This window comes from Arthrobacter echini (assembly GCF_008107445.1).
GTDB lineage: Bacteria > Actinomycetota > Actinomycetes > Actinomycetales > Micrococcaceae > Arthrobacter_D > Arthrobacter_D echini_A.
Map to the genome: position 1 here is coordinate 761,797 of NZ_VSLD01000001.1, position 12,073 is coordinate 773,869.

10 protein-coding genes and 2 tRNA genes are annotated in these 12,073 nt (G+C 64.9%); 10 read left to right on the top strand and 2 right to left on the bottom strand.

Going from position 1 to position 12,073, the window contains the following annotated elements; translation table 11 throughout:
• Positions 1-2 precede the first annotated feature (2 nt).
• From recF to FQ377_RS03680, 8 genes are all read left to right on the top strand, one after another.
• A complete protein-coding gene (gene recF, locus FQ377_RS03645; protein ID WP_148599840.1) occupies positions 3-1,253 on the top strand; it encodes a DNA replication/repair protein RecF in 1,251 nt (416 codons plus the stop codon).
• On the top strand, positions 1,246-1,779 hold the full coding sequence (locus tag FQ377_RS03650; RefSeq protein WP_148599841.1) for a DciA family protein: 534 nt from the start codon (positions 1,246-1,248) through the stop codon (positions 1,777-1,779). Before recF ends, FQ377_RS03650 begins: the two co-directional genes overlap by 8 nt.
• 247 nt (positions 1,780-2,026) lie before the next feature.
• Positions 2,027-4,051 (top strand): DNA topoisomerase (ATP-hydrolyzing) subunit B, encoded by a 2,025-nt coding sequence (gyrB, locus tag FQ377_RS03655; RefSeq protein WP_395858463.1) that lies wholly within the window; start codon positions 2,027-2,029, stop codon positions 4,049-4,051.
• A 143-nt stretch (positions 4,052-4,194) separates the two neighbouring features.
• Positions 4,195-6,864, top strand: a complete 2,670-nt coding sequence (gene gyrA / locus FQ377_RS03660) for a DNA gyrase subunit A (protein WP_148599843.1) — start codon at positions 4,195-4,197, stop codon at positions 6,862-6,864.
• Entirely contained in the window at positions 6,861-7,379 is a 519-nt protein-coding gene (locus FQ377_RS03665; RefSeq protein ID WP_148599844.1) for a DUF3566 domain-containing protein, read from the top strand. The genes gyrA and FQ377_RS03665 overlap by 4 nt, the downstream gene beginning before the upstream one ends.
• Before the next feature lie 80 nt (positions 7,380-7,459).
• Positions 7,460-7,533: transfer RNA gene (locus tag FQ377_RS03670), tRNA-Ile, on the top strand.
• 189 nt (positions 7,534-7,722) lie between these two features.
• Positions 7,723-7,795: transfer RNA gene (locus FQ377_RS03675), tRNA-Ala, on the top strand.
• Between the two features lie 83 nt (positions 7,796-7,878).
• Entirely contained in the window at positions 7,879-8,796 is a 918-nt protein-coding gene (locus FQ377_RS03680) for a DMT family transporter (RefSeq protein WP_148599845.1), read from the top strand.
• 99 nt (positions 8,797-8,895) lie between these two features.
• Here FQ377_RS03680 and FQ377_RS03685 read toward each other — a convergent pair whose 3' ends face one another.
• Positions 8,896-9,771 carry a hypothetical protein gene (locus FQ377_RS03685; protein WP_148599846.1) on the bottom strand — a complete coding sequence of 292 codons (876 nt, stop codon included), beginning with the start codon at positions 9,769-9,771 and terminating at the stop codon, positions 8,896-8,898.
• A gap of 174 nt (positions 9,772-9,945) precedes the next feature.
• Between FQ377_RS03685 and FQ377_RS03690 the strand changes: the two genes are divergently transcribed.
• Together FQ377_RS03690 and FQ377_RS03695 are read left to right on the top strand one after the other, a co-directional pair.
• Entirely contained in the window at positions 9,946-10,488 is a 543-nt protein-coding gene (locus FQ377_RS03690; RefSeq protein WP_148599847.1) for a peptidylprolyl isomerase, read from the top strand.
• Positions 10,489-10,654: 166 nt separating this feature from the next.
• A complete protein-coding gene (locus FQ377_RS03695) occupies positions 10,655-11,368 on the top strand; it encodes a rhomboid family intramembrane serine protease (RefSeq protein ID WP_316245907.1) in 714 nt (237 codons plus the stop codon).
• Positions 11,369-11,590: 222 nt separating this feature from the next.
• Here the strand turns inward: FQ377_RS03695 and FQ377_RS03700 are convergent, their stop codons facing one another.
• Positions 11,591-11,839, bottom strand: a complete 249-nt coding sequence (locus FQ377_RS03700) for a cell division protein CrgA (RefSeq protein WP_148599849.1) — start codon at positions 11,837-11,839, stop codon at positions 11,591-11,593.
• Positions 11,840-12,073 lie beyond the last annotated feature (234 nt).

The window sequence follows — 12,073 nt, forward strand, 5'->3', positions numbered from 1 at the left end:
CGGTGTACGTCGAGCACCTCTCGCTCAGCGGATTCCGGAGCTATGAGCAGCTCGATGTCGCGATCGAGCCCGGTGTCACCGTCTTTGTCGGCGCGAACGGTGTGGGGAAGACCAATATCGTGGAGGCCATCGGGTACCTGGCCACCCTGAGTTCGCACCGCACCGCAATGGATCGACCGTTGGTGGCCTTCGGCCACGAGCGTGCAATCATCCGCGGAAAGCTCGTTCGCGGAACGCAGCGCACCAGCGTCGAGGTGGAGATCAACGTCGATACCGCGAACAGGGCACGGATCAACCGGGCGAATCCGGTACGAGCGAGGGACGCCGCAGGGATTCTACGGTCCGTCCTGTTCGCACCCGAAGATCTCTCCCTCGTCAAGGCCGAACCATCCGTCCGTCGTCGCTATCTCGACGAGGTCCTGGTAGCACTGGTCCCTCATCACGCATCCCTCCGTACCGACTACGAACGCGTCCTCAAACAACGCAATGCACTGCTGAAGTCCGCACGGGCAGCGGGTCGGTTCTCCACCGCCCACGAGGCGACCCTCGACGTCTGGGACCAGCATCTCGTGGAGGCCGGGGTGCTTCTGCTGTCAGCACGCCTTCGCCTGGTGGAGCAGCTCCGCCCCCTGGTGGTGCGTGCGTACGGGCAGCTGACCGATGGATCCAAAGGCGTGGACATCCGCTACTCCTCGAGTGTCTCGTCGTCCGGTGAGCTACTCATGTCGGACGACGACGTCGGGGCCGCGCTCCCTGTCCGCGACGAGGGCCTGACACACCTCACGGACTCCGAGCTCAGGGAACTGTTCGCCGCGGATCTGCTCCGTCACCGCCGCAAGGAACTGGATCGGGGTATCTCCCTCGTGGGGCCGCACCGCGATGAGCTCGGTCTGACACTGGGGAGTGCGCCGGTGAAGGGCTATGCCTCCCATGGTGAAACCTGGTCGATGGCAATCGCTCTTCGGCTGGCATCCTACTATCTGCTGTTGGAGGACGGTCGGACTGCCGGGGCGGAACCGGTCCTCATCCTGGACGACGTATTCGCGGAGCTGGATGTCCAGCGACGGTCACGCCTCGCCGCGATCGTCGGCTCGGCGGAGCAGGTACTCATCACCGCGGCCGTGGTGGAGGACATCCCCGAGACTCTCATGGGGCGTCGAATCAGTGTCGTTCCCGGGGGGATCGATCTCCAGGACGGTTTCGACGGCGATCGAGGACCGGCACTCCCCCACGGGGAGGGTACGGATGACTGACATCCCGCCGGTCGGGGAACAGCCGGAGCAGGAGAATCAGGACGCGCCCCAGGCCCTGCTGAACAGGTTGCGGGATGCATCGCGCGCCAGGGGAACACCGCGAGACACCGGGAACAGAGCGCGCGGAGAGGCATCACGGCGCGGGTATATACCTACTTCGACATATGCTGGCCGCGATCCCGAGGGTGTCGGGAATGTCTTCTCGCGCATGCTCGCAGAACGCGGATGGAAGTCCCCCGTGGCGATCGGTGCGGTACTGAGTCGCTGGCACGAGATCGTGGGTCGTGACATCGCAGCCCACTGCGTGCCCGAGAGTTTCGACGCGGACACCGTCCTGGTGCGATGCGACTCGACGGCATGGGCCACCCAGGTACGGCTGATCACGCCTCAGGTGCTCCAGCGTTTCGAGACCGAACTGGGTGCGGGAGTGGTGAAGAAGCTGTCAGTGATCGGCCCCGCGGGCCCGAGTTGGCGCAAGGGTGGTCGATCCGTCCCCGGAAGGGGTCCGCGGGACACCTACGGGTAGTGACAGCGTGATCCGCCCACGATCCGTGGGCGGCCCGCAGCCCTCGTGGGGGTGCCGTGGTCGTATCGGGGCTCGTAGGTGGGGCCGACAAGCACTCTGGACCGGCTTTACTGCCCAGTGAGGGCTGCTTCGTGCGCGATTGTAGCCCTCCACGGGGTAGAATGGGACGAGCTTATTTCTGCTTTACCCAGTTGAGGAGCCGACTACGCCCGTGCCACACGAGAACGAGTTGAACGCAAGCGATGTACTGATCGGCGAGGACGAGTCCCCGATCCTCGAGGCCACGACCGAGCATGCCTACGGCGCCAGCGAGATCACCGTGCTGGAGGGTCTGGAGGCGGTTCGCAAGCGTCCCAGCATGTACATCGGATCCACCGGGCCGCGGGGTCTGCACCACCTCGTGTACGAGGTGGTGGACAACTCGGTCGACGAGGCCCTCGCCGGTCACTGCGACCACATCCAGATCACCCTGCAGGCTGATGGTGGAGTGCAGGTCATCGACAACGGTCGTGGCATACCGGTGGACATGCATCCCACCGAGGGGCGACCCACGGTGGAGGTGGTCATGACCATCCTCCACGCCGGAGGGAAGTTCGGGGGCGGCGGGTACGCCGTGTCGGGCGGACTGCACGGTGTGGGTATCTCGGTTGTCAATGCGCTGTCGAAACGCGTCGAGACGGAGGTCAGGCGTCAGGGTCATGTGTGGCGCCAGTCGTTCTCGGACGGCGGCAAGCCCTTCGGTGAGCTCAGGAAGGGTGAGGAGACCTCGGAGACAGGGACGACGCAGACGTTCTATCCCGACGATACGATCTTCGAGAGCACGGACTTCGATTTCGAGACACTCCGCGCCCGCTTCCAGCAGACCGCCTTCCTGAACAAGGGCCTACGGATCACCTTCATCGATGAACACGTGGATGAGGTCGGGGACGAGGTGGCCGTCGAGACCGGTGACGACCCGACGCCGAAGCACCGCGAGGTGGAGTACCTCTATGAGAACGGGTTGGTGGACTACGTCCATCACCTGAATTCGTCGAAGCGGGTGGAGGTGGTGCACCCTGATGTCATCGTCTTCGAGACCGAGACACCCGACCGCACCATGTCGGTGGAGATCGCCCTGCAGTGGACCACGGCCTATTCCGAGAGTGTCCACACCTACGCGAACATGATCAACACGCACGAGGGTGGAACGCACGAGGAAGGCTTCCGTGCGGCCATGACAACGCTGATCAACAGGTATGCGCGCGAGAAGAACATCATCAAGGAGAAGGACGACAACCTCACGGGTGACGACATCCGCGAGGGTCTGACGGCGGTCATCTCGGTCAAGCACTCCGAACCGCAGTTCGAGGGCCAGACGAAGACCAAACTCGGCAATTCCGAGGTCAAGGGCTTCGTGCAGCGTGTGGTGACGGATCGGCTCGGGGACTGGCTGGAACGGAATCCCGGCCCGGCCAGGGACATCATCCGGAAATCCATCCAGGCCTCCCAGGCGCGTCTGGCCGCACGCAAGGCGCGGGAGTCCACACGCCGCAAGGGCCTGCTCGAATCCGGGGGGATGCCGGGCAAGCTGAAGGACTGCCAGTCCAAGGACCCTGCTCGCTCGGAGATCTACATCGTCGAGGGCGACTCGGCGGGCGGCTCAGCAGTCCGCGGACGCAATCCCGAGACCCAGGCCATCCTTCCGCTGCGCGGGAAGATCCTCAACGTGGAACGGGCCAGATTGGACCGTGCGCTCGGCAACGCCGAGGTGCAGGCGATGATCACGGCATTCGGTGCAGGTATCGGCGAGGACTTCGACGTCGCGAAGGCCAGGTATCACAAGATCGTGCTGATGGCGGATGCGGACGTCGACGGACAGCACATCACCACCCTCCTGCTGACCCTCCTGTTCCGCTACATGCGACCGCTGATCGAGAACGGGTTCGTCTATCTGGCCCAGCCCCCGCTGTACCGGATCAAATGGTCCAACGCGAAGCATGACTACGTCTTCAGCGATCGGGAGCGTGACGAGGTCATCAAGATGGGTCTTGCCAGGAACCAGCGGCTACCGAAGGAGAACGGCATCCAGCGGTACAAGGGCCTGGGCGAGATGGACTACACGGAGCTGTGGGAGACCACCATGGACCCGGACCATCGCACGCTGCTCCAGGTGACCATGGACGACGCCGCTGCGGCGGACCAGGTGTTCTCGGTGCTGATGGGCGAGGACGTCGAGTCCCGCCGCAACTTCATCCAGCAGAACGCCAAGGACGTGCGTTTCCTGGATATCTGAGTGCCGGTACCCGGCATCTTGCCGGCGCAACGAAATTCGCTCGTTCCTCGCGAATATTAAAGCGCCTACACAAGACGCCGGGCACAGGCAGCCGGCCGCGTCCACTCTGCGGCGGAGAACTTCTTCACGAACGGAACTGAATCATGACTGATGAGACCATCGGCAACGGCCCGGACGAGCCCATCGAGGGCGAGGTCCTGACCGACCGCATCGAGCAGGTGGACCTGCAGACCGAGATGCAGCGGTCCTATCTGGACTACGCCATGGCGGTCATCGTGGGACGCGCGCTGCCGGACGTCCGCGATGGTCTCAAGCCCGTGCACCGCCGCGTCCTGTATGCCATGTTCGACGGCGGGTACCGGCCGGACCGGTCGTTCAACAAGTGTGCCCGCGTGGTGGGCGAGGTCATGGGCCAGTACCACCCGCACGGCGACTCGGCGATCTACGATGCGCTGGTCCGGCTGATCCAGGACTGGACCATGCGCTACCCCCTCGCTCTGGGGCAGGGCAACTTCGGCTCACCGGGTAATGATGGCGCGGCTGCCCCCCGGTACACGGAGACGAAGATGGCGCCCCTTGCCATGGAGATGGTGAGGGACATCGACGAGGAGACCGTCGACTTCCAGGACAATTACGACGGCAAGAACCAGGAACCGACGATCCTGCCGTCACGCTTCCCGAATCTGCTCGTGAACGGATCCTCCGGTATCGCCGTCGGCATGGCCACGAACATCCCCCCGCACAACCTGCGGGAGGTCGCCGAGGGTGTCCAGTGGTACCTGGAGAATCCGATGGCCTCCCGGGAGGAACTGCTCGAGGCACTGATCCTGCGGATCAAGGGACCCGACTTCCCCACCGGCGCGCAGATCCTCGGCCACCGGGGTATCGAGGACGCGTACCGGACCGGGCGGGGGTCCATCACCATGCGAGCGGTGGTGAACGTCGAGGAGATCCAGAACCGCACGTGTCTCGTGGTGACCGAGCTTCCCTACCAGGCCAACCCGGACAATCTCGCGATCAAGATCGCCGAGCTGGTCAAGGACGGCAAGATCAGCGGTATCGCCGATCTGCGCGACGAGACCTCGGGCCGGACCGGCCAGCGCCTGGTGATCGTCCTCAAGCGCGACGCCATCGCCAAGGTGGTCCTGAACAACCTCTACAAGCACACGCAACTGCAGGACAACTTCAGTGCCAACATGCTCGCCATCGTGGACGACGTGCCCCGCACCCTCAGCCTGGACGCGTTCATCCGACACTGGGTGACCCACCAGCTCGAGGTCATCGTGCGGCGCACGCGGTACAGGCTGCGCAAGGCCGAGGAGGAGGCCCATATCCTCCGTGGCCTGCTCAAGGCACTCGATGCCCTCGACGAGGTCATCGCCCTGATCCGCGCGTCCTCCACCACGGAGGAGGCACGCGACGGGCTGATCACCCTGCTGTCCATCGACGAGCTCCAGGCCACGGCCATCCTGAACATGCAGCTGCGTCGACTGGCTGCGCTGGAGCGGCAGAAGATCCAGGACCGCCACGCCGAGCTGGAGTCGATGATCGTCGAGTTCCACCGCATCCTCGCCTCCGAGGACGTTCAGCGCGGCATCGTCAGCACGGAGCTCGCCGAGATCGTCGCCAAGTTCGGCGACGACCGACGGACAGAGATCCTCCAGGGCTACGACGGCGACATGAGCATGGAGGACCTGATCCCCGAGGAGGAGATGGTCGTCACGATCACGCGCGGTGGCTACGTGAAGCGCACGCGCAGTGACAACTACCGCCAGCAGGCGCGTGGGGGCAAGGGCATCAAGGGAGCGCAGCTCCGGGGCGACGACGTCGTCGAGCATTTCTTCGTCACCACCACGCATCACTGGCTGCTGTTCTTCACGAATCTCGGTCGGGTCTACCGTGCCAAGGCCTACGAACTCATGGAGGCCGGCCGCGACGCGAAGGGTCAGCACGTGGCCAATCTGCTCGCCTTCCAGCCCGACGAGACCATTGCGCAGGTGCTGGATCTGCGCGACTACCAGCAGTCGCCCTATCTCGTCCTGGCGACCAGGCGGGGACTGGTCAAGAAGACCCGCCTCGAGGACTACGACACCAACCGGACGGCGGGCGTGATCGCCATCAACCTGCGCGACAACGACGAACTCGTCTCTGCGCAGCTGGTCTCCAGCACGGACGACATCATGCTCGTCTCGCGGAAGGGCCAGTCCATCCGCTTCACGGCCGACGACGACGCGCTGCGTCCCATGGGGCGCGCGACGTCGGGTGTGACCGGGATGAAGTTCCGCAACGACGACGAACTTCTCGCCGCGAAGGTGGTCACGGACAACTCGTTCGTCTTCATCGTCACCGAGGGTGGGTTCGCCAAGCGGACCAGGGTCGATGACTACCGCGTGCAGGGGCGCGGGGGCCTCGGTATCAAGGTGGCCAAACTCGCGGAGGAGCGGGGGGACCTCGTGGGAGCACTCGTGGTCCAGGAGGAGGACGAGGTGCTCGTGGTGATGGGCGGCGGCAAGGTGGTCCGTTCCGCGGTGGCCGGTGTTCCTGCCAAGGGGCGCGACACCATGGGCGTCATCTTCGCCAAGCCGGACAAGGCCGACCGCATCATCGCCGTGGCCCGCAACAGCGAACGCAGCGTTGCCGTCGAGGAGGGTCTGATCGACGATCCGGCGCAGGCCAGCCCGGACGTCGACGTCATCGGGACCGTGGAACCGGCCGGGGATTCCGTGGGGTTCTCGGGGGATGAAGTACCGTTGTCGACAGAGGACGTGGCTGAGTCAGATGCTGGGTCGCCGGAACACGGAGGTAGCGAGTGAGCTCGGGCAGCACCAATCCGCGATCGTCGGGCGGTCAAGTACGGACACCGGGGTCGACGCCGCGAGTGGGCCCCCCACGCCCGGCGCAGCGGCCGGCGTCCACGGGAAACCAGGGCAAACCCGGGCTCGTGAAGCCGGCCCCGAAGGCGAAGGCACGCAAGGCGCGCCTGCTCGTGAGCAAGGTGGATCCGTGGTCGGTCCTGAAGATGTCGTTCCTGCTCTCGGTCGCCCTGGGCATCGTCACGGTGGTCGCCTCGTTCGTGATCTGGACCGTGCTGGATCTGACGGGCATCTTCGACGGGGTGAACCAGCTCCTGAGCGAGATCGCAGGATCCGAGAGCGGTGGCTTCGATCTTCGGGAGTTCGCATCCCTGGCCCAGGTCCTCTCGTTCGCCACCATCATCGCGGTGGTGAACGTGGTGCTCCTGACAGCGCTGGCCATGCTCTCGGCCGTGCTGTACAACATCGCCTCGAGCCTCGTGGGTGGTATCGGCGTCACGCTCACCGACGACTAGGGCCGATCACGCTCAGCGGCCTGATTTGAGTAATCGAGAATCACTACGGTAAAGTCATTTCTTGGCCCGTAGCGGTATGGGGGCGTATAGCTCAGGCGGTTAGAGCGCTTCGCTGATAACGAAGAGGTCCCAGGTTCAAGTCCTGGTACGCCCACGGATCCGCCACTCGCAGGCACTCGTCAGGAGGCAGTTGTGAAGAAGTTGCTCGTTGCAGCAGCGGCCGCAGCAGGTGTCTTCGTCTACACGCGGTGGCAGGGTGCGGTGAAGGAAAAAAGGTATGGAGCAACGCGACGGATTCCGTCGCGTAGCACGATAGGTCCACCCGTTCCGGTGGATACTTCTCGGGGGCATGGCGCAATTGGTAGCGCACCTGCTTTGCAAGCAGGGGGTTCGGGGTTCGAGTCCCCGTGCCTCCACCGAACGGTAGGTCCCGACCGAAAGGTCGGGACCTACCCCGTTAAGGGGATGCCAGGGAAATGAAGTGCACTAGGGTGGCCCGGTGATCATCTTCCTGTCGATCCTCGGTGTCATCGGAGTCTCGGCATCCGGCCCCATCATGGCTGCCACCGCCGCTCCGATCCTGGCGATCGCCTTCTGGCGGAATCTGCTCGGTGCCGGTCTGATGGCGGTACCGACGGTCGTGGCGAAGCGCGCGGAATTCGCCGCGCTGACCGCCCCCGACTACAAGCGGCTCACAATCGCTGCCGTGGCCCTCGCCCTCCACTTCGTCTGCTTCATCTCCGCACTCAAACTCACGTCGGTCGCCGCAGCGACAGCCCTGGTGTGCCTGCAGGTGGCCTGGATAGCACTGTTCAATTCCCTGCTGGGCCGCCGGCCGGAGGGTGCCGTGGTGGCCGGCCTCGGAGTGGCCCTGCTCGGCGTCGTCATCATCACCGGTTTCGATCTATCGCTCTCCCGCGAAGCACTGCTCGGCGACGTGCTGGCCCTGGCGGGAGGAGCCATGGCTGCGATCTACCAGATGGCCGGCGCCGCCGCGAGGAGAACCATGTCCACCGGCACCTACACCACGCTGTGCTACGGGGCCTGCGCGGCGATCCTCGCGGTCCTGTGTGTACTCACAGGGCAGCCGCTCGTGGGTTTCAGCCCAGCCGCCTGGGCAGGGATCCTCGCGGTCACCGTCCTGGCGCAGCTCATGGGCCACTCCGTGTTCAACCATCTGCTCGCGGTGATGAGCCCGCTGGTCGTATCGATGATCATCCTGCTGGAGATTCCGGGTGCGGCGATCCTCGCGGCGGTCTTCCTGGACGAGAAGCTGCCGATCGGGACCTACGGAGGGCTCCTGCTGATCCTCGTCGGTCTGGCAGTGGTGGTGCGCGGACAGCAACGGACCAGGGGCCGACGTCGACCGCTGGGATCCGAGAACCCCAGCCCGCCGCCCGCTCTCGGCGGAGAATAACTCACGCCCTCCACGTGCTTGGGGATCTCCGCCCGGACATGGAAGGACCCCCGGAAGATCCGGGGGTCCTTCCATGTCGATGGTGCGGCGACTACCGGATCAGGCGCGGTGCTCGTCCGTGCCGGTGTTCTTGGTGGTCTCCGGTGCGTTCTTGGTCGCGTTGATCGGAGCCGGCACGTCCGCCTGGGTCTTGGCGTCCGCAGTCTGTCCCTCGGTGGCGGCCGCGCGATCAGCGGCTTCCTTGATGGTGGCGATGACCTCCTTCGCCTCCTCGGACTTGACGCTGGTCACCGGAGCGGGGGTCGCCTTGATCGGCGCCGGTGTCTTCCAGGGGTCTTCGACCGGCTTGGAGGCCCGCCATGCGGCAACGCCGGCAACGAGCGCTGCCATGACGATGCCGAAGACCAGCCAGCCCTTGCCGGACTTGCGCGCCTGGTTCTTCTTCAGGTCCTTCGACGTCTGCTTGGCAGCGGCAGCGAGGCGCTTCTGCGCGTTCTTCACGGTCTTCTTGTTGCCGGTCACCTTCGTCACGGTCTTCTCCACAGCCGGAGGTACTGTGACACCGGCCAGGGACCGCGACGCCGTGTCGGCGGCTTCTCCGAGCCTGGTGGACAGCGCGGGGAGGTAGTCGTCCACCACTTTGCCCTTGGCCGATGTGATCGCGGGCCCTGCCTTGTCCAGGGTGCCCTGGAGCTTGGGGGTGGTGTCGTCGATCAGCTGGGAGAGCCGCGGGCCCACCTTGTCGATCCCGTCCTGGATCTTGGGCGTCACGGCGGAGATTCCCCCGGAGATGCCGTCGGCCGCACGGCGGTAGGTGTCCTGGAGCGCAGGGCCGGCGGTCTCGATGCCCTTGTCGAGACGCGGCTTCGCCCACCCGTAGGCTGCATCCACGCGGGGCGCTGCCCATTCACGCACTGCGGTCACTCCGGCAACGACGTCTTCGAGCTCATGGGCAACACGATCGTTCTTCTTCACAAAAACCTCCAAAAGGGTGCCTACTCGTTGACATCAGCCTACGTTGCATGGGCAGGGGGTGCTATCCGGCCGTGCGCAGATATCCATCGGGTTCGGCATTTCACTGTGATTTCACTGTGCGCGGAATGGCACTGCTCCAGCTTTTTCGCCAGGGCAGCGTGAAAGAATAGAGGGATGACTGCCATTCCAACAGCAAAAGCGACCATCCGTACGAACCAGGGCGAGATCCTCGTGAACCTCTTCGGCAACCACGCGCCGAAGACCGTCAAGAACTTCACCGGGCTCGCCACCGGCGAGATCACCTGGACCCACCCGAAGACCGGCGAGAAGAGCAACACCCCGCTCTACGACGGGACCATCTTCCACCGCATCATCAAGGATTTCATGATCCAGGGAGGCGATCCCCTGGGACAGGGAGTAGGCGGCCCCGGTTACCAGTTCGACGACGAGATCAATCCCGACCTCACGTTCGGGGAACCGTACAAGCTCGCCATGGCCAATGCAGGGCTCCAGGGCGGACGCGGGACCAACGGATCGCAGTTCTTCATCACCTCGGTGCCCACCACCTGGCTGCAGGGCAAGCACACCATCTTCGGCGATGTGACCGATGAGGATTCTCGCGCGGTGGTCGACAAGCTCAATTCGATCGCCACCGATATGAGGGACAAGCCCCTCGATGACGTCGTGATCGAGAGCATCACCGTCGAGCAGCTCTGACCCAGTGTCCTTCGGTGTTCCTGCGCCTGATACCGGCGGCCAGGAGGCTCCGGTATGTCCGCGGCACCCCGATCGCGTCAGCTATGTGAGCTGCCAGCGGTGCGGCCGCCCGGCCTGCGGGCAGTGCCAGCGACCCGCCGCCGTGGGCTTCCAGTGCGTGGATTGCGTGCGGGAGCAGGCCGCCAACGCCCCGGTGCGCAGGAACGCCTTCGGCGGTATTGCCCGCGGCACCAGACCCGTTGCCACGTACACCTTCATCGGGCTCTGTGTGGTGGTCTTCCTCCTGCAACTCGTCGTTCCGGACCTGACCCGCGCCCTGCTCTACGCTCCCGTCTTCACGGCGGGGCTCGAGGGCGTGATTCCCGCGCAGCCGTGGCGCATGCTGACGGCAGCGTTCCTGCACTCCCAGAGTTCCTTCCTGCACATCGCCTTCAACATGTACGCGCTGTACATCCTCGGGAAGGTCCTCGAGCCGGCCATGGGATGGGCCCGGTTCGCAGCGCTGTACCTGATCGCCGCCGTAGGTGGGTCGATCGGAGTGCTCCTGCTCAGCCCGAATCCGCTCCAGGGTGTGGTGGGGGCTTCCGGCGCCGTCTTCGGACTGTTCGGCGCACTGTTCATCATCCAGCGGAAGCGCGGTAACGATGTCAAGCAGATCGTGGTGCTCGTCGGCATCAATGCCGTGTTGGGCTTCGTGGTCCCGGGCATCGCCTGGGAGGCGCACCTCGGTGGACTCCTGACGGGGGCTGCCTGCGCGGCGATCATCGCCTATGCGCCGCGTGGCGAACGGCAGTCCACCATCCAGTGGCTGGGTCTGGCCGGTGTCGTGGCGCTGCTCGCCGTGCTCACCCTCGTCGGGGTCGTACGTCTGCCCGGCTGACCACATGGGATGCACTGAGGGGCCGGTACTGTTCGTACCGGCCCCTCAGTGCGTTATCCACAGCCTTTATCCACAGCGGGGATAACTTACACACATGTAATTCCACAGCTGTGGATAAGCGCTGCGGGGGATCGACCGGAAATTCAGGCGAAATCCTCGATCTTCTGCACAGTTGTGGAAAACGTCATGCACATGCTGTGTACAGCTCCACTCGCCGGGCACTCATCGCCAGCGGGTGGTCATGAGGAAGCCGACGATCGCGATGCCGAAGCCGACCATGATGTTCCACGACCCCCAGGCCTCCACGGGGAAGCGCGATTCGGAGATGTAGAAGGTGATGATCCAGAGCAGCCCGATGATCATCAGGCCGAACATCACGGGTTTGTACCAGGCAGGATTCGGTGTGGGCTGCGAGGATTTCACGTGGGCCGTTGTGGACGTGGCTCTCTTGCGGGGCTTCGACTCTGGCACGGGTACTCCTCGACGGGGCGCGGTCGCGGATCGACGGCGCCGGTGGTGTGACGGCTTTCCGGCCGGGACGCTCTGTCCGGGCCGACGGGCCCATCGACAGGCGGCGGCCCGGTTCTCCTGAAGATTCTAGCCAAGACCCGGGTGGCGGGAGGTCCTGCCCGAGAAGCCGCGCGTCCTGGCGGGTCGGGTCGGTGCCGTGGAGGTGGAGCCGGGTGGTCCGGGCAGGAGGACGGG

Coding starts and splice junctions, on each gene's coding strand:
- FQ377_RS03650 (WP_148599841.1), top strand. CDS start 1,246: ATGACTGACATCCCGCCGGTCGGGGAACAGCCGGAGCAGGAGAATCAG.
- gyrA (WP_148599843.1), top strand. CDS start 4,195: ATGACTGATGAGACCATCGGCAACGGCCCGGACGAGCCCATCGAGGGC.
- FQ377_RS03690 (WP_148599847.1), top strand. CDS start 9,946: ATGACTGCCATTCCAACAGCAAAAGCGACCATCCGTACGAACCAGGGC.